Here is a 25,096-nt window from a genome sequence, read left to right as displayed (position 1 = left end):
CTGGTCTAGTCCGGACTAGACCAGTACGCACCATACTCCACGAATCGGATGAAGATGAAGATGCGGGCCCGAACTCGTCCGGTATCGGCTGCGGGAAAAGCCGCCGGTCCGGAAGGTGATCACCGATGAGCAGCACGGCCGCGGTCGGCGGCGGCGGTGGCGGGCGCGGCGGCATCGGCGGCGCCTGGTCGTCCACGTTCGCGGTGCTGCAGCGGATCGGCCGGAGCCTCATGCTGCCGATCGCCGTCCTGCCCGCCGCCGGGATCCTGCTCCGGCTCGGCCAGGACGACCTGCTCGGCGTGGACGGTCTCGGCTGGAACCGCGTCGCCGAGGTGTTCGCCGCGGCGGGCGGCGCGCTGCTGGACAACCTCCCGATCCTGTTCGCGGTCGGCGTCGCGATCGGCTTCGCCAAGAAGTCCGACGGCTCCACCGCACTCGCCGCCGTCGTCGCCTACCTGGTCTTCGACCGCGTCTCGAAGGTGATGTTCTCCCACACCAGCGAGCTGAAGGGGACCGTCGTCCACCAGGTCCAAGCGGAGGACGGCAGCCTGGAGGAGGCGGTCGACTACGGGCTGACGAACCCGACGCAGGTCCTCGGCGGCATCGTCGTCGGGGTCATGGTCGCGCTGCTCTACCAGCGGTTCTACCGGATCAAGCTGCCGTCCTGGCTGGCGTTCTTCGGCGGCCGGCGGTTCGTGCCGATCGTCAGCGCCGCCGCCGCGCTGGCCCTCGGCGTGGTCTTCGGGTTCGTGTGGCCGACGCTCGGCGGCTGGATCGACGGTTTCGGCGACTGGATCACGGGCGCGGGCGCGTTCGGCGCGGGCGTCTACGGCGTCGCGAACCGGCTGCTGCTCCCTTTCGGCCTGCACCACATCCTGAATTCGCTCATCTGGTTCGTGTTCGGCACCTACGAGGGCCCGGACGGCGTCACGCACGGCGAGATCAACCGCTACCTGGCCGGGGACCCGCACGCGGGGACGTTCCTCGCCGGGTTCTTCCCCGTCCTGATGTTCGGGCTGCCCGGCGCGGCCCTCGCCATCTGGCGCGCCGCTCCCCCGCACCGGCGCGGCGCCGTCGGCGGGCTGATGTTCTCGGCCGCGCTCACCGCGTTCGTCACCGGCGTCACCGAGCCGATCGAGTTCTCGTTCATGTTCGTCGCGCCCGTCCTGTACGGCATCCACGTCGTGCTGACGGGCGTGTCCCTGGGCCTGCTCGCGGCGGCGGACGCGCAGCTCGGCTTCAGCTTCTCCGCCGGGCTGATCGACATGCTGCTGAACGCGACCAAGAGCAACACCCGGCATCTCTGGATGGTGATCGCACTGGGGGTGGTCTACTTCGTCCTGTATTACGCGATCTTCATGTTCGTCATCAAGCGGTTCGACCTGCCGACCCCTGGACGGGAGCCGGAAGAGGACATGCCCCCGGAGGCCCGGCCGGACGGGCCCTCCGAGCGGGCTCCCTGACCTGCGAGTACGTCGATCATGGTCGCGTACCGGCGTGACCCGGTCGTTACGAATTCGTGCATTGACATGCCTTTCGGTCCTGTGGTCTAGTCCGGCCTAGACCAGTCCGAACCAAATCCAATACACCGACTACCCCACCCATCCGTCGAAACCCGGCGAATCCCATCGATCCGGCCCCCGGCCATCGAGGAAACCCCCGTGACGACAATCGACCCGCACAGTCCGGTACCGAAGTACTTCCAGCTCCGCGCGATCCTGCTCGACCTCATCGAGAGCGCGGAACTGCCCGTCGACGCCCCGATCCCGTCGGAGCGCGAGCTGTGCGTCCGGTACGGGCTGTCCCGCATGACCGTGCGGCAGGGCGTCGACCAGCTCGTCTCCGAGGGCCGGCTGTACCGCGTCCCGGGCAAGGGCACGTTCGTGGCCCGGCCCAAGATCGAGATGCCGCTGCGGCTCGTCTCGTTCACCGAGGACATGCTGAGCCGCGGCCTGCGTCCCGGCGCGATAGACCTGGACCGGCGGACCGTCTACGCGGACGCCCGCCTCGCCCGGGTCTTCGAGGTCGAACCGGGAACCGAGATCCATGTCATCGAACGCCTGCGCACCGCGGACGGCGAGCCGATGGCCCTGGAACGTGCCCACATCCTCGCCTCACTCGCTCCCGACCTGCTCGACCGCCGCCTCGCGGATCGCTCTCTGTACGGCGTCCTCGAAGCGGTGTACGGTCTCGTCTTCGACGCGGGCGATCAGACGATCGACGCAAGTCTGGCCGACGCCGCGGATGCCAGGCACCTGCAAATCCCAAGGGGCAGTGCAGTGCTGCTCCTCCAACGCCGCTCGTACACCGGTGGTGTGTGTGCGGAGCTGGGCGTGTCGACCTACAGGGCGGACCGCTACCAGATCCACACGGCACTCGGAAATCCCCCGCCGCCCCAGTCCTGATCCCCCAGCCCCCTACACCTGAGAACTCCTGGATCCCCTGAGGAGGAACCTCACGATGACCGCCACGACAGTGGATAACACACCACGCAGAGGGTCGAGCATACTCGCCCAGCTGCAGCGCATCGGCCGCAGCCTCATGCTGCCGATCGCCGTCCTGCCCGCCGCGGGCCTGCTGCTGCGTTTCGGACAGCCCGACATGCTCGGCAAGGACGGCCTCGAATGGAACCGCGTCGCCGAGGTCGTCGGCGAGGCCGGCAACGCGCTGTTCGCCGCCCTGCCGCTCCTCTTCGCCGTCGGTGTGGCGATCGGTTTCGCCAAGAAGTCGGACGGCTCCACCGCGCTCGCCGCGGTCGTCGGCTACCTGGTCTTCGACCGCGTCTCGAAGATCATGTTCTCGCACTCGGAGGAGCTCAAGGGCAACGTCACGATCGAGAAGGTGGTCGGCGGACAGCCGACCCCGACCATCGACTGGGGCGCCACGAACCCGACCCAGGTGCTCGGCGGCATCCTGATGGGCCTCACCGCCGCGCTGCTCTACCAGCGCTACTACCGGATCAAGCTGCCGACCTGGCTGGCCTTCTTCGGCGGACGCCGCTTCGTCCCGATCGTCACCGCCTTCGCGGGCCTGATCATCGGCATCCTGATCGGCTTCCTCTGGCCGGTGCTCGGCAGCTGGCTCACCGACTTCGGTGAGTGGATCACCGGCGCGGGCGCGGCAGGCGCCGGCATCTACGGCATGATCAACCGGCTGCTCATCCCGTTCGGCCTGCACCACATCCCGAACTCCCTCGTCTGGTTCGTGTTCGGCGAGTACCAGGGCCCGGACGGCGCCGTCAACGGCGAGATCAACCGCTACCTGGCCGGCGACCCCGACGCGGGCGGCTTCCTCGCCGGGTTCTTCCCGGTCCTGATGTTCGGCCTGCCCGGCGCGGCCCTCGCCATGTGGCGCGCCGCCCCCGCGCACCGCCGTCCGGCGGTCGGCGGCCTCATGCTGTCGGCGGCGCTCACCGCGTTCGTCACCGGCGTCACCGAGCCGATCGAGTTCTCGTTCATGTTCGTCGCGCCCGTCCTGTACGCGGTGCACGTCGTCCTCACCGGCATATCGATGGCGGTCCTGGAGGCCGCCGGGGCCCAGCTCGGCTTCAGCTTCTCCGCCGGCGGCATCGACCTGCTGCTGAACGCGACGAAGGACAACACGAAGCAACTACCGCTCATCCTCGGGATAGGCGTCCTGTACTTCTTCGTCTACTACTTCATCTTCAAGTTCCTGATCGAGAAGTTCAACTTCGCGACTCCGGGACGCGAACCGGAAGGCGAGGAGACCGCGGCCGTCGACCCCGCGGCCGACCCGGAAATGGCCGGTGGCAAGAAGGGGGACACGCAGGCCGCCGGCGCCTGACCCCCACGGGGGCGCCGCGAGCCCCTCACTAGCGCGGCGCCCCACCCCGGGCCGGCCCAGCCCCCCGGCCCGGCTCCCGAGAGTCCCGGAAAACCCCGCACCCTCGCCCGGGACTCGCTTCCGAAGGCGGCGGGACGCAGCAGCGTCCCGCCGCCTTCCCCTTTCCGGCCCCTTTCCGGCCCTTGGCCGCTGATGGGCCGGATGTGGTCAGAATGTATTTCCTGCGCCTCTCGTGACTCCTGTCTTGAAACGAGCCAGGAGGTCTTTCATGCGAGGGCGTACGGGGAAGTCAGGGGTGGTGCGGTTCGTCCGGTACCGTCCGGTGCCCGCCACCCGGGGAGCGCTGGCACTGGAGCCGGCGGCGGCTCCCGTCCGGCCGCCCGGACCGCGGCCGCCCGGACTGCGGCTGGTCCGGCCGGACGACGGCGCAGAGGCGGAGGTCCGGTCCGTCGCGGACGCGGCCGTCCGCCTGGTCGTGGACATCCTGGCGGGCACGCGCCCAGCGCACCAACTGTCCCTGGTCGCCGTCCCGGCCGTGTGCCGCGCACTGCTCCACCACAGCACCACGTCCGCCCCCGGCGAGACCGTAAGGCAGGGCAACGCAGTGACACGTAGCCGCGCAGTGGGACGCGGCGGACGGATCGTCCCGCCGAAGGTCCTGTCCAACCGGCTCCAGCGCCCCGCGCCGACCGTCGCGGAGTCGGTCGCGGTGGTGGTCGTAGCCGGACGCGTCCACGCCCTGGCCCTGCGCCTGGAGCACACCCGCGGCCGATGGCGCTGCACAGCCCTGGAGACAACTGCCCCCTGACGTGCGGAAGCGGGGCGCCCCTTGAGGTGGGTATGGGCCCTCCCGATGGTGGGGGTGGCCGCTTCCGTGACGGGTGCTACTTGCCCTTGCTCCGGGGGTCGCCGTGGCAGCGCTTGAACTTCTTGCCCGAGCCGCAGGGGCACGGGTCGTTGCGGTTCACGCCCGCGTACTCGTCCTGCGTCTCCTCGCTGTGGTGCTCGACGCCGCCGTCGCCGTCGACGGTCGGGGCCGAGTACTCCAGCTTCGCCGGACGCTTCGGCGCGTCGAGGCCCTTCGCCTTGATCGCCGGGGCCTCGTCGGCCTCCTCGACCTCGTCGGCGGGGGCGGCGTCCGCGTCCGCGTCGGCCTCGGTGTCCGTGGCCGTCTTGGCGACGGAGACGGGCGCGGCGCCGACCGCCGGGGCCGTCGGCTGCTCCTCCACCTCGACCTCCAGGTGGAACAGGTAGCCGACCGACTCCTCCTTGATGCCGTCGAGCATCGCGTTGAACATGTCGTAGCCCTCGCGCTGGTACTCGACCAGCGGGTCGCGCTGCGCCATGGCCCGCAAGCCGATGCCCTCCTGGAGGTAGTCCATCTCGTAGAGGTGCTCGCGCCACTTGCGGTCGAGGACGTTCAGCACCACGCGGCGCTCGAGCTCCCGCATGACCTCGGCGCCGAGCTCCTCGTCGCGCTTGTCGTAGGCGGCCTGGGCGTCCTCGCGGATCTTCGCGGCGAGGGTCTCGGCGTCGAGGCCGGAGATGTCGCCATCGGCGGCGTCCTCCACCAGCTCGTCCACCGTGATCTCGATCGGGTAGAGCTGCCGGAACGCCTTCCACAGCTTCTCGAGGTCCCACTCCTCGGCGAAGCCCTCGCCGGTGGCGCCCGCGACATAGCCCGCGACGACCTCGTCGATCATGCCTTGGACCTGGTCGTGCAGGTCCTGGCCTTCGAGGACCTTGCGGCGCTCGGCGTAGATGACCTTGCGCTGCCGGTTCAGGACCTCGTCGTACTTCAAGACGTTCTTGCGCATCTCGAAGTTCTGCTGCTCGACCTGGCTCTGCGCCGACTTGATCGCATTGCTGACGATCTTGGATTCGATCGGCACGTCGTCCGGGATGTTCAGCCGGGTCATGATCGACTCGACGCGGGCGGAGTTGAACAGCCGCATCAGGTCGTCCTCGAGGGAGAGGTAGAACCGGGACTCGCCCGGGTCGCCCTGCCGGCCGGACCGTCCGCGCAGCTGGTTGTCGATGCGCCGCGACTCGTGCCGCTCGGTCGCGAGGACGTACAGGCCGCCGAGGTCGACGACCTCCTCGTGCTCGCCCTTCACGGCCTCCTGCGCCTTCTCCAGCGCCTCCGGCCACGCCGACTCGTACTCGTCCGGAGTCTCCAGCGGGGACAGGCCACGCTGGTGCAGTTCCAGGTCGGCGCGGAAGTCGGGGTTGCCGCCGAGCATGATGTCGGTGCCGCGTCCCGCCATGTTCGTCGCGACGGTGACGCCGCCCTTGCGGCCCGCCTCCGCGACGATCGTCGACTCCTGCTCGTGCTGCTTGGCGTTCAGCACCTGGTGCGGGATGCCGCGCCGCTTGAGCATCTTGCTCAGCTTCTCGGACTTCTCCACCGACGTCGTGCCGACGAGGACGGGCTGGCCCTTCTCGTGCCGCTCGGCGATGTCGTCGACGCACGCCTCGAACTTGGCCTGCTCGGTCTTGTAGACGACGTCCGCCACGTCCTCGCGGATCATCGGCTTGTTCGTCGGGATCGGCACCACGCCGATCTTGTAGGTCTTGTTGAACTCGGCCGCCTCGGTCTCGGCCGTGCCGGTCATGCCGGACAGCTTGGAGTAGAGGCGGAAGTAGTTCTGCAGGGTGATCGTGGCGAGCGTCTGGTTCTCGTCCTTGATCGCCACGCCCTCCTTGGCCTCGATGGCCTGGTGCATGCCCTCGTTGTAGCGGCGGCCGTGGAGGATGCGGCCCGTGAACTCGTCCACGATCAGGACCTCGCCGTTCATGACGACGTAGTCCTTGTCGCGCTTGTACAGCTCCTTGGCCTTCAGCGCGTTGTTGAGGAAGCTCACCAGCGGCGTGTTGACCGAGTCGTAGAGGTTGTCGATGCCGAGCCAGTCCTCGACCTTCTCCACGCCGGCCTCGGTGATGCCGACCGTGCGCTTCTTCTCGTTGACCTCGTAGTCGCCGGGGCCGTACTCGTCGACCTGCCCGGCGGTGCTGACCAGCTCCGCCCGCTTCAGCCGCGGGACGATCTTGGCGAACTCCGAGTACCACTTGGAGTTCTGCTCGGCCGGCCCCGAGATGATCAGCGGGGTGCGGGCCTCGTCGATGAGGATCGAGTCGACCTCGTCCACGATCGCGAAGTTATGGCCGCGCTGGACGCACTCCTCGAGGCTCCAGGCCATGTTGTCGCGCAGGTAGTCGAACCCGAACTCGTTGTTCGTCCCGTAGGTGATGTCGGCGTTGTAGGCGGCGCGGCGCTCCTCGGGCGTCATCTGGGCGAGGACGACGCCGACCTCGAGGCCGAGGAACTGGTGGATGCGGCCCATCCACTCGGCGTCCCGCTTGGCCAGGTAGTCGTTCACCGTGACGATGTGGACGCCGTCGCCCGACAGGGCGTTGAGATAGGCCGGCAGCACCGCGGTCAGGGTCTTGCCCTCACCGGTCTTCATCTCGGCGATGTTGCCCAGATGGAGGGCGGCACCGCCCATCACCTGGACGTCGAAATGGCGCTGGCCGAGGACGCGCTTGGCGGCCTCGCGGGCGGTCGCGAAAGCTTCGGGGAGCAGGTCGTCCAGGGTCTCGCCGTCGGCGAGCCGCTCCCGGTACTTGTCGGTCAGCTCGCGCAACTCGGCGTCGCTCATCTCGAGGAAGTCCTCCTCGATCGAGTTGACCTGATCCGCGAGCTTCTTGAGCTTGCGCAGGATTTTGCCCTCGCCCGCACGAAGGATCTTGTCGATGACTGGCGGCACTCTCGGAGGCTCCTTGCAGATCGTGGTTCACCGCTCCAGGCGGCGCGCACACCACACGTACGATGCCATCGTAGGCGAGACTTAGAATGGTCTAGGTCACTCCGCAGCGCAATCCACTGCGCGTCCCGTTTGACTTTCCGGCTCCCGGAGAGGATGTCCCACAGCATCCGGAGGGGAGGATCGGTGTCCGAACAGTCGCAGTCCGTAGAGCGGCCGGAAGAACCGCGACCGGAACATTCGCACGGATCGCACGCCGGACGGCCCGGATCGTGGGCCGCCGTCACCGTCGTCTTCGCCGGCTTCGTGGTCGGCGGCGTGGCGCTCTGCCTGGGGCCGATGTGGGTCATGTTCTGGGTGGGTGCCGGGATCATCGTCCTGGGCATGATCATCAGCGGTTTCGTGCACCTGTTCGCCGACGTCGTCGTGGACGCCCCCAGGGTCATCCCGGAAATCGTCGACTACTCCCTGTTCGGCTCCCGCACCGCCAAGCGCCGCGGCGGCCCGGCTGGCGAGTCCTTGGACCGTCCGGTCGCCACCGACCCCCAGCAGACCCCGCACGGCTGACACGCCCCCATTAACGGCCTTCGCGGCGGGCCTTCGCGGCCTTCACAGCGGAACGCTTAACACCCGCCAATGACCGAGAATCAGGACAACATCACCCCGAATAACAACAAGCCCGAAACCCCGTCCATTCCAACCCTCGCCTCAAACCCAGAGTGAACCCCAAGTCGCACCCAGTACCCAATTCCCACACACACCGTCGCGGGCAGCCGGGCTAGGGCCTGGGCGGGATGTGCGTGGGCGGGATGTGCGTGTGGGGGTGGGGTGGTGGGTCAGGTTGGGGTGGCGGCTTTGAGTGCGGATTCGATGAGGGCCCTGGGCAGGTCGGTTCGCTCGACGCGGACGTCGTCGCAGCCGACCCAGGCGGCGGCGCGCCAGAGGGCGGTGGCCAGAGCCGCGGCCGACGTCTCCGTCCGGGCGGAGGTGCGGGTGGCCCACGGTTCCAGGGACGCCTGGCGGGCGATGAGGGTGCTTCCTTCTCTGGCGGGGTCGACTCGTCCGAGAAGACGGCCCCCGGCGAGGAGCGGCATCGCGAAGTAGCCGTGGACGCGCTTGGCCTTCGGGACATACGCCTCCAAGCGGTGATCGAAGCCGAAGACGCGGGAAGCGCGGGCCCTGTCCCAGACGAGGGAGTCGAACGGTGAGAGCAGCGTCGTGGCGTGCCGGCCGCGCGCCGCCGCGGCCAGGGCGTCGGGGTCGGCCCAGGCCCGCTGGGGCCAGCCGGCGACCGTCGCGGGGACGAGCCCGGTCGCGTCGATGACCTGGTCGACCTGGTCCTGCCTGATCCGGTAGTAGTCGGCGAGGTCGCCGCGGGTGGCGACGCCGAGGGCCCGTCCGGCGCGGGCGACGAGGGCGGTCAGGCAGGCGTCGTCGTCGGGCTCCCGGGTGCGGAGCTCGTCCGGGACGGCCCGTTCGGCCAGGTCGTACACGCGCCGCCAGCCGACGCGCTCGACGCAGACGACCTCGCCGACGTCCAGCAGCCACTCGATGCCGATCTTGTGGTCGCTCCAGTCCCACCATTCGGCGCTCGCCTTGGCGCCGCCGAGCTCCTTGGTGGTCAGCGGGCCGTCCGATCTCAGGCGGGCGCGAATCTCGGCGCAGACGCCCTCGGGCACCCTGTGCCAGCGCCAGCCGCGACGCAGGTAGGCACGGCGGCGGAACGCGAACAGCGGCCAGTCGGCCATGGGAAGGATGGACGCGGCGTGCGCCCAGTACTCGAACGCCCCACCATCCCTACGGCCGCCCTCAACGCCGCCCTCGCGGCCACCCTCGCGGCCACCCTCAACGCCGCCCTCGCGGCCGCCCTCCGCACCGCCCTCGCGGTCACCCTTACGGCTACCCTCCGCGCCGCCCTCGTGACCGCTCTCCGCGCCGCCCTTGCGGCCGCCCTCCGCGTTGTCCTTGCGGTGGTCGTTGGCGCTGCCCCAGTAGGCGGACTCGATCGCACCGCGTCCGACCGGGCCGAGGCGGGCATAGGGGACCAGCTCGTGGGACCGGGCGAGGACGGAGATCGTGTCGAGCTGGACGGCCCCGAGCCGTTCCAGCATCGCCGGAACGCCCCCTCTGGGCTGCGCCCCCAGGAGGCCCTGAGCCCGCAACTGGAGCCGCCGCGCCTCGTCCGCGCCGAGTTCTACCGCCGGTGTTCCGCCTGGTGTCTGAACCACGCCCGCGATGCTACGACACAACACCGACAAAACCGGATTGCCGGTCGCGCGGCGGCCGTGCCCCAGCGCGGGATCAGGTGATTTCCAGGAGTTTCTCGCGGACGGCGTAGACGACGGCCTCCATCCGGGAGTGGAGCTGGAGCTTCTCCAGGATGTTGCGGACGTGGTTCTTCACGGTGTTCTCGGAGATGAACAGCTCGCGGGCGATCTCCCGGTTGCCGAGGCCGCGGGCGACGAGCCGGAGCACTTCCATCTCGCGCTCGGTGAGGCGCGGCGCGGGGACCTGCTGGGTGCGTTCCTCGCTCCGCTTGGCCAGCGCCGCGAACTCGGTGATGAGCTTGGACGCCATCGACGGGCTGATCAGCGACTGCCCGCCGTGCACCGCGCGCACGGCCTGCGGCACCTCGTCGATCGAGATCTCCTTGAGCAGGTAGCCACTGGCCCCCGCCTTGATCGCCTCGAAGAGATCCTCCTCCTCGTCGCTGATGGTCAGCATGACGATCTTCGCGCTGGGCGCGGCGTCCTTGATCGCGGTGCAGGCCTCGATGCCGCTGCGGCGCGGCATCCGGATGTCCATCAGGACGACGTCGGGCAGCAGGTCGCCGGCCATCTCGACGGCCTCGTGGCCGTCGCCGCCCTCGCCGATGACCTCGATGTCGTCCTCGCCCTGGAGGACCATCTCCAGACCCCTGCGGAACAGCGCATGGTCGTCGACGATGAGCACGCGGATCGGGTCGGCCGTCCCGGCCGACGGGGCCGCCTCCCGGCCGGCGGGGGCGGCGCCGGCCTGACGGGGTACCGCCGCGGCGTCGCGAGCCTCGGGATTCTCGCTCACCAGAGTCGCGGCGTGGAGGAGACGCCGCTTCCCCCCTTCACTATTCAGCGATCTGGAACCACCGGAGGGTTGCTCTCCGACGGGTCGTCCCCGGGAACATACGGGGTCCGGGGGCTGACCCGGGGGATTTCGGGCCGGGGTGTCCCCCGGTGAACTGCTGTGCGTCCCGGGAGGTTCCCGGGTGGGCCGCCGCGGGCCCCGCGAATCGTTCGATCCGCAGGACCACCGCCGCGGCGCGGTGACCGGTCGGGATCCGGGACGGCCGGCTGTGCCGCTCCGCACCGGATTCTCCCCCGGACCACCGCGTCCGCGGATCGGCTGGTACGCCTTTTCAGATCATGACACGGTTCGGACGGTGACGTGACGCGAGTGCCGCATCACGGAACGGTTGCAACTTCGTAGGTCTGCGCAGGCCACGCCCTCGCGGACGGGCCGGATGACGAACGGTCACTCTTCGACGAGCCTGATCACTCCGTAGTCCCAGCCTCTTCTCCGGTATACGACCGAGCGGTGCCCGGTGGCCTTGTCGCGGTACAGGTAGAAGTCGTGGCCGACGAGCTCCATCTCGAAGAGGGCCTGCTCGATGCCCATGGGCTCGGCCTTGTGGAACTTCTCGCGGACGACCAGGGGGCCGTCTCCGTCCATGGGGATCGGGACGAGGTTCTCGTCCGGCGAGACCTTCACCGGCTCGGGCTCCTCCTCCACGGGCGGTGGGGCGGCCCGCGGGGGTTCGGGGAGTGCTTCGGGGAGGGTCTCCATCGTCGCGAGCTTGGCACGGCCCTTGCCGCCGTGGCCCTTCCGTCGTTCGGAGTCCCGGCGCAGCCGTGACTCCAGCTTGTCCAGCGCCAGGTCGAGTGCGCCGTAACGGTCGTCGGCGGCGGCCTCGGCCCGGATCACCGGGCCGCGGGAGCGGATCGTCAGCTCGACCCGTTCGCGCTGGTCGGCCAGCCGCGGGTTGCGTTCCTCGGACACCTCCACATCAACGCGGATGACCTTCTGGTCGAGCCGCTCGATCTTGGCGAGTTTGTTGTCGACGTGCCGCCGGAATCGATCGTTGACGTCGGTGTGCCGGCCCCTCACGGTGATGTTCACGCGGGACCCCCCTTCTCCCGGTTGTGATCCGGCCCTGCCCGGGATGCCCGTACCGAACACCTTTCATCCTCGACGGAACAATGCTCACTGTCCCGGACGGACACCACAGGACGGTGGGTCGCACCCGCCCGGCCGACCTGGTCTTCGTCCCCACATCCGCCTGCTGAGGGGCTCGCGGCGCTGTCGCCACTACTGCCCTTCTCCCTGTTCGGGGGATGTCGGATCCCCCGGCGGGGCAGGACTTACCTCTAAGGCGCACCGTGATCGGTCGACGAGAAGTCGCCTTACGTGGGCCGTTTCGCCTGCGCCTGGCATCGGCTTGCCGGACCACCTGTAGCGCTCCTGACGAGCACTGCGATCCGACGCAACCACGGACCCGGGCGGGTGCCATGTCAGGAACGCTAACCCCTTACGCCACGAATGTCAGGGGGGTCGGCCGAGGAAATGCTCACTGAACGTCATCGGAACCTGTCGCAACGGCCACCCCAACCCCTTCGCGAACGCCCCAGGACACGCCGCAAGCCCCCGCCCGCACGCCAGTTGCGCCCCTCGCGGCCACACAGGTCACCCGAGCCTGACCCCCCGGTGAGTTTGGGAAAGCTCTACCCCCGCTTCACAAGACGTGTCCCGAACCACCCCAAACACTCACAACACGACCCGACTACACCTGGTGACGATCCCCCACCCCCTCGAAAACGAAGAAAGTCACCGACACCCCCCAACGCAAGGTTCACGCCCCCTCCGGCATCAACCGACACCACCCTCACCGACGGGGTGACACTCACCACCGGCATGAGTCGCGGTACCAGCGGCGGCCCCGTGATGGCGGCGACAGCTCCGAATCGGACATCCAGACCGCCAGCAGCTCGACAACGCGTCGAACCTCGACCGCCTGGGCCGGGCTGCCACGCCGGCCCAGACTCCGCAGCCGCCGGATCGACCGTGGGGCGGTCCCCCGGACTGGCGGGTCGACTCGATGACCGCGTCTCTCGACCGCTCCTGGGCCGGGCTGCCGCGCTGTGCCGGGCCTTGGCGACCGCCCGCACGGCATCGGCGGGCGGGAGGTTGGGGGCCTTGGGGGCCGTTTATCCGGGGGGGCGGCGAGAGGTGCGGCGGCTGCTGGGGTGGTTATCGGGGGTGGCGGCGGGGGGTTGTGGCGATGGTGGCGGCGGCTGTGGGGGTGGCGCCTGCGGCGCGTAGGGCGCGGGCCGCTTCGGCTAAGGAGGCGCCTGTGGTGATGACGTCGTCCACCAGGATCACCTGGCGGCCGGCTATGTCGGGTGTTGTGGTTTCTAGGGCGCCGTCGAGGTTGGTGAGGCGTTGTGCGGCCGTCAGGCCCGCCTGGTCGCCCACCCGTCTTCGGTGTCTCAGGGCGTCCAGGCCGGTTATCGGTATGCCGTCGGCGCGTAGGCGGTGTAGCGCGGCGGCGACGATTTCGCGCAAGGGGTCGTGGCCGCGCCGCCTGACGGTCCCGCGTCTGGACGGCACCCACACCACGGTCTGCGGCGGGTCGAGCCTCGTCAGGGCAGCCTGAATGGCTGTTGCCAGGGCCTCGCCCAGCGGGACGGCCAGGGCCGTTCGGCCGCGTTCCTTGTAGGCGGACAGGATCGTCCGTAAGGGGCCGTCGTAGGCGGTGACCGTCCACGGGGGCGGGAGGCCGTCCGGGGCCGTCCTGGCGGGTCTTGCGGGGCCTTGCAGGGGCACCGCGCAGGCGTCGCAGAGCAGGATGGGCTCTCCGCCGCATCCGGCACAGCGTTCGGGAAGCAGCAGGTCGATCAGGTCGGCGAGCAGGCTCATGGACATGACGATGCCCGCGTCGGCGCGGGTTCGTCCCGGACTCGGCTAACTGTGGATAACTCTCGAAGAGGGCGCGTCAGCCGGGGTAGTTGGGGTCCTTGGCCGGGGTCGGGCAGATCCACGGGCTGTAGGAGTTGCTCGGGGCGCGCTGGCGGCAGACCTGGTCCTTCCCGGACGAGCGGGTGCCGATCAAGATCGGGGCGCCGGGCGCGGCGGCGATCGTGCGGGGCTCGCCGAGGGACCCGACACCCAGGGACGTGATGGCGCTGCCGCTGATCGGCATCAGGAACGGGAGGGTCTGCGAGTCGCGCTTGGCGCGGCCGAGGACGGCGAGGGTGTTGTAGTCGCGCCAGGCGAGGTCGACGGCGTCCTGGAGTTCGGAGCTCACGGGCAGGAAAGAGCCGACGTCGAGTGAGCCGTCGGGTGCGTGAGCGATGCGGCCGAGCTGGATCTGGGGACGGCCGTCGATATGCGCGATGACGGCGGCGCGGACTCCGTCGCGCGCCACGCGGAAGGCGCGGACCTCGCGGCCGCCCAGCCCCCAGTGCGCAGCGCGGACGGGCGGTCTGCCACGCGGACGCACCCATAGCCACGACTCGTCCTTCTTGGTCTCCACGACCCACAGGGTGCCGTCGCGGCTCCAGGTCGGAGCGGTGAAGCGCGCCCCCTCCTGCGCGTTGAGCACCACGCGTGGGGCGGGCGCGCCGGTGAGGGGTGCGGCCACCAGGACCTGGTTACCCGCAGGGTTGAGACCGGCGAATTCCCTGTAGTCGGGAGCGACGGCGGGACGGGAGAGGCGCCCGGCAGCACCGGTCACTACGGGCTGGGCGCGGTCGCTCTCCAGCGTGCCGAGAAAGCCGGACGGGCCGACGACGTATGCGTTCTGGTGGGACTCGCCCTGCGGAACCTGACCGTCGGGCGAGTTGGGCTCCCAGGCGTGCACGGGCTGGGTGGACTCCATGCCCTCGGGGGTCACGGTCTCGCCGTCGATCCTCAGCCGCCACCGCTTGATCTCTGAAAGTTGCCGCATCGTCCAACTGAGCTGTGCCGACATCTGCTCGACATCGCCGGCGCGGGCTTCTTTGGTGAGGTCGACGGTGGCGACCTCCTTGTCGACCTGCACGCCGTGCCGCAGCCGGGTTCCGCGCGGAAAGGCCGTATGGACGGCGCCGTTGAGCCAGGACGTAGGGCCGTCCAGCAGCGCCTGGACGAGTTGCGTCGGCAGCGTCTGCCGGTTCACGACGGGCAGGAAGATGCCGTTGGGGACGAGGGTCTGCTGGTCGGGCGCGAAGAAGAACAGGTTGACGGTGCGCATGGCGCGCTCTACGTCGCCCTTGGAAAGCAGCAGTCCGGTCTTGTCGTCGCCGGGCACGCTGGTGATGCGCCAGAGGCCCTGCGGCGTCTTGGCAAGCAGGAACGTGGCCTCAAGACCCTTCGGGGACGCGGTGTACTGACCGTCGGTGGAAATGGTGCCGAGTTCTTCCCCTGAGACCTTCACCGTCGCCTGGTTCTCGGATGCCTTGACGACCTGCGGCTCGGTGATGCGGCTGCTCAGGACGGTCACGGACGGGCGAAATCCCGGATTCCAGGAGCTCCGGCCGCTGAGGTACATCCTGGCGACCTTGTGATTGTCGTCGAAGCTCGCGGACGCGGCGAGGAACCCGGAGACGACCTGCGCGGGCCCCCATTCAGGACGCGGCTTCACCGGAATCAGCCGGACGTAGGGGTCATCGACGCGTTCGGCTCGTTCGGCGGGTTTCCCAGTAATGACCTGGCCGCCGCTGGGCACGGACGCACACCCGGCCCCGCCGAGGACGAGAACCGCGACCGCCAACCGACCGAAACTGCCGCGGCCAATGACCCGGCCCGTCCCGCCACGGCCAGTCAGCCGGTTGACCCCGGCGCGGCTGATCACCCGGCCGGCCGCGGCAGTGCCGATCAGTCGGTCAGGTCGGCCACGGCCGATCGCCCGGCCGAGCCTGGCAGTTCTGATCAGCCGGTCGAGCGCGGCGCGGGCGGGTGGTCGGGTGGGGGTGGTGGGGCCGCGGGCGGTCACTCGCCGGCCTCCAGTTCGGCGAACAGGGGGCGGGCGTCACCGGCCCCTGGAGGGACGAGCGGGAGGGGGGAGCCCCTGAGTTCGGCCCCGGCCGTGCGAGGCAGCGAGAGGCGGAACTGGGAGCCCGCACCGGGCTCTCCCCACGCTTGCAGCCATCCGCCGTGCAGTTGCGCGTCCTCGCGGGAGATCGACAGGCCGAGGCCGGTGCCGCCGGTGGTGCGGGCGCGGGCGGGGTCGGCGCGCCAGAAGCGGTCGAAGACCATCTGCCCCTCCCCTGGCTTGAGCCCCACGCCGTGGTCGCGGACGGCGACGGCGACGGCGTCCCTGTCTGCGGCGACGGAAACGATGATGTCTTCGCCCTCGCCATGCTCGACGGCGTTGACGAGCAGGTTGCGCAGGATGCGTTCGACCCGGCGGCGGTCGACCTCCGCCATGCACGGCTCGCCGGGCAGTTGCAGGACGACTTTGCTGCCCTTGCGTTCGGACAGCCCCTGGATGTCGCCCACCACGCGCAGGACGAGATCGCGCATGTCCAGTGACTCGACGTCCAGCGTCGCCGCGCCCGCGTCGTGCCGGCTGATCTCCAGCAGGTCCGCCAGTAGCGACTCGAACCGCTCCAGCTGACTCTGCAACAGCTCCGCAGAGCGTCCCACCGCAGGGTCGTCGAACGTGTCGCGGTTTTCGTAGAGCATGTCCGCGGCGATCCTGATGGTGGTCAGGGGCGTGCGGAGCTCGTGGGAGACGTCCGATACGAACTGGCGCTGCACCTGCGACAGGTCTTCCAGTTCGCCGATCTTTTCCTGCAGGTTCGCGGCCATGTCGTTGAACGAGCGCGCAAGGCGCGCCAGATCGTCCTCACCGCGGACCCTCATGCGCTCTTCGAGCCGTCCGGCGGCGAGCCTCTGCGCCCCCTGTGCGGCCAGCCGGACGGGTATGACGACCTGGCGCGTCACCAGCGAGGCAATCGCCGCCAAGAGCAGCACTAGGACGATGCCCACGCCGGCCATGGAACGCCCCACGTTGGTGAGGGTCCGCTGTTCCTCCTCAAGCCGGAACAGGTAGTACAGCTCGAACTGGCCTGTCTTGCCGCCGACGATGAGGCCGCTCTCGGACGGACGGTCATCAACGTAGGAAAGCTTGCCGTAGGTGTAGGCGCGCGCTCCTGCGGGCGCGTTCTTCAGTTCCTCCCGAAGCCGCCGCGGGACGCTCTCCTGCCGCAGTTCGTTGGTCGTGTACCCGTCGAAGTACTGCTCGTTGGTGTCGCGGATGTAGACCTCGTACAACCCGGACGGGCCGCTACGTGACTTCAGCCGCTCGATCGTCGAATTGAGCCGGCTGCCGTCCCCGGGCGAGTTCCCCAAGTCGCGCTGTACCTGCGCCAGGCCGTCGTCCAGTTGGAGACGTGCCGCCTTGACCTTCCCGTCCATGAGGGCCGACGACACCTGCTGCATCAGGAACGCGCCCAGGATCGCCACCACGATCGCTGAAATGAACAGGGTCGACGTGACGATGCGTACCTGGATCGAACGGCGCCACCGCGTGTAGCCCGTCCGCGCGGCGCTGCGCAGGACGCGCTGAACCGCCCGCAGACCGCGCCGAGCGGGCCGCATCGCCCTCTTCATGTCGGCTTTCATGAGAGGTCCGCGATGCGGCGCGGCCCTGAACGCAGGGCTCCGGGAGAGTGCTGGACGGTCATCGGCGTGTCACGGGGGATGCGGCCCTGGCGGGAATTACGGCGGTGTCATGGAATTCGGCGAATGCGGTGCCGTCGTGTGTCACCGGACACCGCGTGGTCAGGCGGGTCCGGCCTTGTAGCCGACACCGCGCACGGTGACGACGATCTCGGGACGTTCCGGATCCTTCTCGATCTTGGCGCGGAGGCGCTGCACGTGGACGTTCACCAGGCGCGTGTCAGCGGCGTGCCGGTAGCCCCACACCTGCTCCAGTAGCACCTCGCGGGTGAATACCTGCCGGGGCTTGCGCGCCAGTGCCACCAGGAGGTCGAACTCCAGCGGCGTCAGCGGGATGTGCTTGTCGCCGCGCTTGACCGAGTGTCCGGCGACGTCGATGGCGATGTCGCCGATCTGGAGGGTCTCCGGCGCGGGCTCGTCGGTTCGGCGCAGGCGGGCGCGCACGCGCGCGACCAGCTCCTTCGGCTTGAACGGCTTGACGATGTAGTCGTCGGCGCCGGACTCCAGGCCGAGGACGACGTCGACGGTGTCGCTCTTGGCCGTCAGCATGACGATCGGCACGCCGGACTCGGCGCGGATCTGGCGGCACACGTCGATGCCGTCCGCCCCGGGCAGCATCAGGTCGAGCAGCACCAGGTCCGGCCGGGTCTCCCGGAACGCCTCGAGCGCCTTGTCGCCGTCGTGGACGAACGACGGCTCGAAGCCCTCGCCCCTCAGCACGATGCCGAGCATCTCGGCGAGCGCGAGATCGTCGTCGACGACCAGTACACGTCCTCTCATGGCCCTCATCGTCACAAAGTCGGGGTTCGGTGGGTAGAGCGCTTTTCATCCTCGCCGGGGCCGGCGGGTGCCGCCCCAAGCGTGTCGTCAGGTGAAAAGATCTCCGCGGCGCTATGCTCCGGCCCCACCTCGCCAGGGAGAGATATGCCTTGGCGTGCAAGGTTACCCGCGTTTGCGTCGTACATGGCTCCCCAAGGATCCGGTGCGCGGCACGGAATTGTAGAAGTGACTCCCGAAACGCGCGCGAGGTTGACCGGGACCGGCAGATTCCGGCGCTCCGCCGGTCCGGGGAGCGCGCGGATCGCCACCCGCCCGGCCGGTCACGGCAATCGCGGCACTTCGCCCGTGACAGGATGACCTGACCGGTGGACGTCACGGGCCCGGGAGAGACCCGGCGGGCGCGCCGGAGAGACCCGGGCGGGCGCGCCGGAAGACCCCGCCAGAGATCGCAGGGAGCCACGAGATGCCGGGACCGGACGGCTGGGACGACGATGCGGACGTCGACGCGCAGGGCGTCCCGTTCCGTCCCATGTCCATCTCGGAGATGCTGGACGGCGCCATTGCCGGGATCCGGCGGCGTCCGCGCACGTCCCTCGGCCTGTCCGTGGGGATCAGCACCGTCATCCAGGTGGCGAGCTCGGTCGCCGCGTACTTCTTCATCGGCGATGTGGCCCGCGACGAGGTCACCCCGGACGTACTGATGGAATCGCTGGGCGCGCAGCTAACGCTGACGGTTATGGGTCTGGTGCTGTCGGCGTACGGGATTTTGCTGCTCTCCGGGCTGCTTGCGCCGATCCACGGCCGGGAGCTTGTGGGCATGCCGATCGCGCCTAGGCAAGCGTGGCGGGATGCCAGACCGCGGCTTGGCCGACTGGCCGCGACCGCAGCGGCCGTCATGGCGATCTCGCTCATCGCGCTGGTCGTGCCGATTCTGCCGTTCGCGCTGCTGGTCGCCGCCGACGCGCATCCGGGCCTGAGCGTGCTGGCCGGGATCCTGGGCTTCCCCATCGGCATTGGCCTGATGGTGTGGCTCTATCTGCTATTCGTCTTGGCCGTCCCTGCGGTCGTCCTGGAGCGGCAGACGGTGAGGGGCGCGCTTCGCAGGGCGGTGACTCTTTCCAAGGGCCGCTGGTTCCGGACGTTCGGGACGCTCCTGCTGGCCCTGCTCGTGACGGTGTTCATGGGTTTCTTCGCGCTGCGCATCCCGTTCCTGTTCGTGCAGCTGATTTTCTTCGGTGACTCTTCTGGCAGCGATTCGACGATGGCGGCCCTCGCAGTGGACACGCTCGGCCGCATCGTGAGCTGGTCGGTCGTCCTGCCGTTCGACGCCGGTGTCATCGCCCTGCTCTACATGGACAGGCGGATGCGCCGCGAAGGTTTCGACCTCGACCTGCGTACGCGAGGACGCTCCGTCACCGCCATCTCGGCTGCCCCCGCGAATGGCGTCCAAGGGGCCCTAGGCGAGCAGGGCGCCCAGAACGAACAGAGCGAACAGGGCGATCAGGAGGAAGGCTTCATCGACCTGTGGCGAACCGGTCCGCTGCCGGCACGTCCGGGAACGGGAGCGAACCCATGATGCGCATGCACATGCTGCTCGATTCCGCGGCTCTCGACCCGGTCGGCCGGGACGAGGCACGCGAGATGGCCCGCCGTGAGCTGGAGAAGCAGGTCTACCAGCGCGACAAGCCGTCCTGGCTGGAACGCCTATGGGACGACTTCTCCGAATGGCTTCAGGACCTGTTCAACGGGTCTCCCGCACCGGATTCGCAAGGAAGCGGCAGCGGCTGGGCATCGATCGTCGTCATCGTCGTCGTCGTGCTCATAGCGGCGGCGCTCGTCGCGTGGCTGATGCGGGGCCGCCGCAACCTGCGCTCCCGGAACGAGCCTCTGCTGGAGGACGAGACGTCCACCGCGCTCGACCACAGGGACGCGGCGGAACGTCACGCGGCGGCCGGGCAGTGGGCGGAGGCGATCCGGGAACGGCTCCGCGCGATAGCCCGCGACCTGGAGGAACGGGCGGTGCTGGCCGCGCGTCCCGGCCGTACCGCCGACGAGCTGGCGCAGGAGACGGGCGAGGCCGTGCCGGAGCTGGCCGAGGACCTGCGCGTGGCCGTGCGGATCTTCGACGACGTCTGGTACGGCGACCGTCCGGGCACCGCCGAGGGATACGCGCAGGTCAAGAACGTGGACGAGAAGCTGCGCGCGGCGAAGCCGAAGCCGCTGGAGGCCGACGACCTGACGCCCGTCGGCGCCGGTGAGGACGGAGGCCCGCGATGGTGACGCAGACACCTCCACAAAGCGGGCAGAGCGCGCAATCGGCCGCCGAGCCGTCGGCGCGGCAGGTCGCGGGGCGCCGCTGGCGGTCGGCGCGCGGCGTCGTGGCGGTGATCCTGGCCATGATCGTGATCGCGATCATCCTGGCCGCGCTGCGTCCCGCCACGTCGGCGCAGGCGCTCGACCCCGAGTCGCCCAAGCAGGACGGCAGCCGGGCCCTCGTGGAGATCCTCCGGCAGAACGGGACGCAGGTGACCGTGGCCAGGCACGCGGACGACGCCGTCGAGGCGGCCGGTCCCGGGGCGGTCATGGTGGTGACCCGTACCGAGCGGCTCACCAACGAGGACCTGATCCTCCTGAGCAACGCGCAGGTGGATCTCCTGCTCGTCCGGCCCACGTCGTTCGCGCTGGCCGACCTGGCCCCGCGAGTGCGCAAGGACGGCGCAACGTTCGAGGACGCCGACGAGCCTGGCTGTTCCCTCCAGGCGGCGACCCTCTCGGGATCGGTCGCGTTCCACGAGTCGGAGACCTACGAGGTCAAGGGCGGCTCTGCCACAGAGTGCTACAAGACGGAGTACGGCAGTGCACGGGTCGTCCAAGTGCAGAACGGTGCGCAGACCGTCACCGTGCTCGGTTCAGTCTCGCCGCTGACCAACCGCCGTCTCACAGAGGAGGGCAACGCAGCGCTGGGCATGAATCTGGCGGGCGCCGCTACGGGCTCCTCTGTGGTGTGGCTGGTCCCGGATCTGCCAGAGTCCGGCTCTGGGGCGGGACAACAGTCGCTCACCGATCTGCTGCCGTTCGGCGTCAAGCTTTTCTTCCTCGAACTGCTTGTCGCGGTGGTGCTGGTAGCGCTGTGGCGGTCTCGCCGCCTAGGGCCGGTTGTCGCGGAGGCGCTTCCGGTCGTCGTCCGCTCTGCCGAGACGGTCGAGGGACGCGCCCGCCTCTACCGCGCCGGGCACGCCCGTGACCGCGCGTCCGACGCGCTGCGGTCGGGGGCCCGTGAACGGCTCGTCCCACTGCTCGGCCTCCCCCGCAGCCGTGCGCAAGACCCCTCCGCCGTGCAGGAGATCGTCTCGGCGGTCGCCCGCCGCACGACGTACGACGAGACGTACGTCGGCGCGGCCCTGTACGGTCCTGAACCCTTGGACGACGCGGGGCTCATCGCCCTCAGCGACGTCCTCGACGACCTGGAAAGGCAGGTACGCCAGTCTTGAACCGCCCAGTAGAGCTCGGGAAGGACGACGTGCCCGGCACGAGTACCGAGAGCGATACTCCGCCGGGGCTGTCCGAGGAGACGCAGCGCCAGGCCGAAATCGCCCGCGCGGCGCTGACGGCGCTGCGCGGCGAGGTCGCCAAGACGGTCGTCGGTCAGGATTCCGTGGTGACCGGTCTGGTCATCGCGTTGCTGTGCCGCGGCCACGTCCTGCTGGAGGGCGTTCCAGGTACGGCGAAGACGCTCCTCATCAAGACGCTGTCGCGCGCCCTCGACCTGGACTTCAAGCGCGTCCAGTTCACCCCCGACCTGATGCCGGGCGACGTGACCGGATCGCTGGTGTACGACAACCGGACATCGGAATTCGAGTTCCGCGAGGGTCCCGTCTTCACCAACCTCCTGCTCGCCGACGAGATCAACCGGACGCCGCCGAAGACGCAGGCGTCCCTCCTGGAGGCGATGGAGGAACGGCAGGTCTCCGTGGAGGGCTCCGCGCGCGCTCTGCCCGACCCGTTCGTGGTGTGCGCGACGCAGAACCCGATCGAGTACGAGGGCACCTATCCGCTGCCGGAGGCTCAGCTCGACCGGTTCCTGGTCAAGCTGACCGTGCCCGTGCCCACGCGGGACGAAGAAATCGCCATGATTCAACGGCACGCGGCTGGGTTCGACCCGCGTGACCTGTCAGCGGTGCAGCCGGTCGCGGGCGCGAGCGAACTGGCCGCTGGACGGGCCGCGGTCAGGGGCGTCCACCTCGACCCCAAGGTCGCGGCCTACGTCGTGGACCTGTGCAGGGCAACCCGCCAGTCGCCGTCACTCCAGCTTGGCGTGTCGCCGCGTGGTGCGACGGCGCTGCTGGCCACCTCCCGCGCGTGGGCGTGGCTGTCCGGCCGCGACTACGTGACGCCGGACGACGTGAAGGCGCTGGCCCGGCCGACGCTGCGGCACCGCGTCCAGCTCCGTCCCGAGGCGGAGCTGGAGGGCGCGACGGCCGACGGCGTGCTGGAGGGCATCCTCGCCCACGTCCCCGCCCCGCGCTGATGGCGCTGACCGGACGCCTCGGCCTCCTGGCGCTGCTCAGCGCGGCGGTCCCGCTGTTCGCGCCGAGCTGGTGGACGCTGTTCATCGTCTGGGGCGTCCTGCTGTTCGGCGTCGCCGTCGACCTGGCCCTCGCCGGGAACGTGCGCGCGCTGCGCTTCCACCGTTCCGGTGACACGAACGTCCGTCTCGGCGGGACGGCCCAGGTGTCGCTGATCGTGGAGAACCTCGGACGGCGGCGCCTCAAGGCCCGCCTACGGGACGTGTGGCCGCCGAGCGCCGGAGCCACGCCCCGCAGCGTGAAAGTAGACGTGCCCGCCGGTGAACGGCGACGCGTGGAGATGACGCTGACGCCGACAAGGCGCGGCGACCGGAAGGCCGTCACCGTCGTCGTCCGCTCTGTCGGACCGCTCGGACTGGCCGCGCGTCAGCTTTCGCGCGCCGCGCCCTGGACGGTCCGTGCCCTCCCAGCGTTTCCGTCCCGCCGCCACCTGCCCGCCAAGCTCGCACGGCTACGCGAACTCACCGGAGCACACGTGGCCCTCATCCGTGGGCAGGGCACAGAGTTCGACTCACTGCGCGAGTACGTGGACGGCGACGACGTCCGTTCCATCGACTGGCGCGCCACCGCACGCCGCAACGACATCGTCGTCCGCACGTGGCGCCCTGAGCGCGACCGTCGGATTTACCTGGTGCTCGACACCGGCCGCACGTCCGCGGGCCGCGTCGGCGACATTCCCAGGCTCGACTGCTCCATGGACGCCGCGATGCTCCTCGGCGCCCTGGCGTCCCGCGCGGGCGACCGCGTCGACCTGCTCGCCTACGACCGGCGTGTCCGTGCCCGCGTCGAAGGCGCGTCCAGGACGGATCTGCTGCCCGCGATGGTGCACGCCCTAGCGCCGCTGGAGCCGGAGCTGATCGAATGCGACGCCGCCGGGATGGTGTCGACGCTGATGGCCCGCGTCCGGCAGCGGTGCCTCGTCGTACTGCTCACCGAGCTGAACACGGCCGCGCTCGAAGAGGGCCTGCTGCCGCTGCTGCCGCAACTCACCGCCCGCCACCTCGTCATGATCGCGGCGGTCTCCGACCCGAGGGTCGGCGAGATGGCGGCCGCCCGGGGCGACCTCGCCTCCGTGTACGACGCCGCAGCCGCAGAACGCGCCCGCGCCGAACGCCGCCGCCTCACCGCCGAACTACGCGGCCACGGCGTAGAGGTCGTGGACGCGCCCCCGGAGGAAATAGCCCCCGCCCTAGCCGACGCCTACCTCGCCCTAAAAGCCGCTGGACGCTTGTAAGAACCTCGGCCACCGCCGCAACCACGCGACGACCTCAACGCTTGCGATCGCGTCCGAAGGCAGGTTTCGAGCCTGCGAGAAACCTGATCGCGCAGCGAGCCGCCAAGGCGAGACGAAGCGATGCAGCGATCGCGCGCAGTGCTCGACGATGGAGGGCGCCCAGCGCCCGAAAGAGGAGAGCGCTGCAATAAAAACGCGCTATCCGGCGACGGGAGCCAGGTCGGGTCGTAGGTCGGCGTCGCCGGTTTCGCCTTGGCGGGTGGCGCGGCGGCCGAGGACGATCACGTAGGCGAGGAACGCGACCTCGGCGACGACGCCGATGGAGATGCGCAGCCAGGTGGTGTGCACCCAGCCGGTGACGAAACCCTCGATGAGGCCGGACACGAGCAGGACGGCGACGAGGCCGATCGCGATGCTGACGGCCGCTCGTCCCTCTTCTGCGAGGGCCTGGCCGCGACGGCGGCGGCCAGGGTCGATGACCGTCCAGCCGAGTTTGAGGCCGCCCGCGCAGGCCAGGTAGACGGCGGTGAGTTCCAGGAGGCCGTGCGGAAGGATCAGCCCGAAGAACACGTCGCCCTTGCCGTAGGCGAACATCAGCCCGCCGGTAAGGCCGAGGTTGATCTGGTTCATCAGCAGGACGTACACGGTGGGGATGCCGAGAAGGATGCCGAATATCAGCGCGATCGCCGATACCCACGCGTTGTTGACCCAGACCTGGAACGCGAACGACGACGCCGAATGCTCGGTGTAGTAGTTCGCGAAGTCGTGCTCGACGAGTTCGCGGATCTCGTCCGGTGTCGCGATGCTCGCCTGTACTTCGGGGCTGTGCACGACCCAGATCGCCAGGGCCAGAGCCAGCAGATTGCCCAGGACGGCGTTGCCGAGCCACCACCACTTCATCCTGTACGCGGCCGCTGGGAACGACACAGTCGCAAAGCGGGTAACGTCCCGCCAGAGAGGGGCTTGGGCGCCGGCCACCGCGGCCCTGGCTCGTGCCACGAGGGAGGACAACCGGCCTACGAGCTGAGGGTCCGGAGAGCTGGAACGGACGACCGACAGGTGCGTCGCCGTCCGCTGGTAGAGCTCGACGAGTTCGTCGGCTTCCGCGCCGGTCAGCCTGCGGCCGCGGTTGATGAGCCACTCCAGGCGCTGCCAGTCGGCGTTGTGCGCGGCCACATAGGCGTCGACGTCCACCCGAGGGAGACTAACGCCTCGCTCCGTCCAACCGG

Annotated in this window: 19 protein-coding genes; 10 read left to right on the top strand and 9 right to left on the bottom strand. The window is 69.6% G+C overall.

Annotated features, from left to right (window positions below; translation table 11 throughout):
- Positions 1-125: 125 nt before the first annotated feature.
- The 4 genes from ACH35V_RS05180 (at position 126) to ACH35V_RS05165 (ending at position 4,612) form a co-directional block, all read left to right on the top strand.
- Positions 126-1,463, top strand: a complete 1,338-nt coding sequence (locus ACH35V_RS05180) for a PTS transporter subunit EIIC (protein ID WP_395970352.1) — start codon at positions 126-128, stop codon at positions 1,461-1,463.
- Positions 1,464-1,661: 198 nt separating this feature from the next.
- Positions 1,662-2,405, top strand: coding sequence for a GntR family transcriptional regulator (locus tag ACH35V_RS05175; protein ID WP_131964775.1), 744 nt, complete (start codon positions 1,662-1,664; stop codon positions 2,403-2,405).
- Positions 2,406-2,460: 55 nt separating this feature from the next.
- On the top strand, positions 2,461-3,804 hold the full coding sequence (locus ACH35V_RS05170) for a PTS transporter subunit EIIC (protein WP_395970351.1): 1,344 nt from the start codon (positions 2,461-2,463) through the stop codon (positions 3,802-3,804).
- 268 nt (positions 3,805-4,072) lie between these two features.
- Positions 4,073-4,612 carry an Rv3235 family protein gene (locus ACH35V_RS05165; RefSeq protein WP_395970350.1) on the top strand — a complete coding sequence of 180 codons (540 nt, stop codon included), beginning with the start codon at positions 4,073-4,075 and terminating at the stop codon, positions 4,610-4,612.
- Between the two features lie 76 nt (positions 4,613-4,688).
- On the opposite strand, the gene secA is transcribed toward ACH35V_RS05165, so the two are convergent.
- On the bottom strand, positions 4,689-7,571 hold the full coding sequence (secA, locus tag ACH35V_RS05160; protein WP_395970349.1) for a preprotein translocase subunit SecA: 2,883 nt from the start codon (positions 7,569-7,571) through the stop codon (positions 4,689-4,691).
- Between the two features lie 183 nt (positions 7,572-7,754).
- Here secA and ACH35V_RS05155 point away from each other — a divergent pair, with 183 nt between their 5' ends.
- Complete coding sequence (locus ACH35V_RS05155; protein WP_395970348.1) at positions 7,755-8,135, top strand: HGxxPAAW family protein; 381 nt, start codon at positions 7,755-7,757, stop codon at positions 8,133-8,135.
- 269 nt (positions 8,136-8,404) lie between these two features.
- Here ACH35V_RS05155 and ACH35V_RS05150 read toward each other — a convergent pair whose 3' ends face one another.
- The 7 genes from ACH35V_RS05150 to mtrA form a co-directional block, all read right to left on the bottom strand.
- On the bottom strand, positions 8,405-9,796 hold the full coding sequence (locus tag ACH35V_RS05150) for a winged helix-turn-helix domain-containing protein (protein WP_395970347.1): 1,392 nt from the start codon (positions 9,794-9,796) through the stop codon (positions 8,405-8,407).
- Between the two features lie 73 nt (positions 9,797-9,869).
- The gene (locus tag ACH35V_RS05145) at positions 9,870-10,526 is read right to left on the bottom strand and encodes a response regulator transcription factor (protein WP_207933348.1); all 657 of its coding nucleotides are present in this window, start codon (positions 10,524-10,526) and stop codon (positions 9,870-9,872) included.
- Positions 10,527-11,078: 552 nt separating this feature from the next.
- A complete protein-coding gene (gene hpf, locus ACH35V_RS05140; protein WP_395970346.1) occupies positions 11,079-11,723 on the bottom strand; it encodes a ribosome hibernation-promoting factor, HPF/YfiA family in 645 nt (214 codons plus the stop codon).
- 1,128 nt (positions 11,724-12,851) lie between these two features.
- Entirely contained in the window at positions 12,852-13,520 is a 669-nt protein-coding gene (locus ACH35V_RS05135) for a ComF family protein (protein ID WP_395970345.1), read from the bottom strand.
- A gap of 76 nt (positions 13,521-13,596) precedes the next feature.
- A complete protein-coding gene (locus ACH35V_RS05130; RefSeq protein ID WP_395970344.1) occupies positions 13,597-15,354 on the bottom strand; it encodes an LpqB family beta-propeller domain-containing protein in 1,758 nt (585 codons plus the stop codon).
- 218 nt (positions 15,355-15,572) lie between these two features.
- Positions 15,573-17,210, bottom strand: coding sequence for an MtrAB system histidine kinase MtrB (mtrB, locus tag ACH35V_RS05125; protein WP_131966412.1), 1,638 nt, complete (start codon positions 17,208-17,210; stop codon positions 15,573-15,575).
- Positions 17,211-17,369: 159 nt separating this feature from the next.
- Positions 17,370-18,047 (bottom strand): MtrAB system response regulator MtrA, encoded by a 678-nt coding sequence (mtrA, locus tag ACH35V_RS05120; RefSeq protein WP_117357433.1) that lies wholly within the window; start codon positions 18,045-18,047, stop codon positions 17,370-17,372.
- Between the two features lie 463 nt (positions 18,048-18,510).
- Between mtrA and ACH35V_RS05115 the strand changes: the two genes are divergently transcribed.
- The 5 genes from ACH35V_RS05115 to ACH35V_RS05095 all read left to right on the top strand — a co-directional run bounded on the left by ACH35V_RS05115 (position 18,511) and on the right by ACH35V_RS05095 (position 23,867).
- Complete coding sequence (locus ACH35V_RS05115; RefSeq protein ID WP_395970343.1) at positions 18,511-19,623, top strand: hypothetical protein; 1,113 nt, start codon at positions 18,511-18,513, stop codon at positions 19,621-19,623.
- Entirely contained in the window at positions 19,620-20,327 is a 708-nt protein-coding gene (locus tag ACH35V_RS05110; protein ID WP_395970342.1) for a DUF4129 domain-containing protein, read from the top strand. Before ACH35V_RS05115 ends, ACH35V_RS05110 begins: the two co-directional genes overlap by 4 nt.
- The gene (locus ACH35V_RS05105; protein WP_395970341.1) at positions 20,321-21,538 is read left to right on the top strand and encodes a DUF4350 domain-containing protein; all 1,218 of its coding nucleotides are present in this window, start codon (positions 20,321-20,323) and stop codon (positions 21,536-21,538) included. The genes ACH35V_RS05110 and ACH35V_RS05105 overlap by 7 nt, the downstream gene beginning before the upstream one ends.
- Before the next feature lie 68 nt (positions 21,539-21,606).
- Positions 21,607-22,575 (top strand): AAA family ATPase, encoded by a 969-nt coding sequence (locus ACH35V_RS05100; protein ID WP_395971138.1) that lies wholly within the window; start codon positions 21,607-21,609, stop codon positions 22,573-22,575.
- A complete protein-coding gene (locus ACH35V_RS05095; protein ID WP_395970340.1) occupies positions 22,575-23,867 on the top strand; it encodes a DUF58 domain-containing protein in 1,293 nt (430 codons plus the stop codon). The genes ACH35V_RS05100 and ACH35V_RS05095 overlap by 1 nt, the downstream gene beginning before the upstream one ends.
- Positions 23,868-24,065: 198 nt before the next feature.
- Here the strand turns inward: ACH35V_RS05095 and ACH35V_RS05090 are convergent, their stop codons facing one another.
- Positions 24,066-25,061, bottom strand: coding sequence for a stage II sporulation protein M (locus tag ACH35V_RS05090; protein WP_395970339.1), 996 nt, complete (start codon positions 25,059-25,061; stop codon positions 24,066-24,068).
- Between the last annotated feature and the right edge of the window lie 35 nt (positions 25,062-25,096).

The sequence above is a fragment of the Actinomadura sp. 1N219 genome (assembly GCF_044326405.1).
Classification (GTDB): Bacteria; Actinomycetota; Actinomycetes; order Streptosporangiales; family Streptosporangiaceae; genus Spirillospora.
The sequence above is the reverse complement of the archived record's forward strand: the minus strand, read 5'-3'. Positions and strand labels throughout refer to the sequence as shown.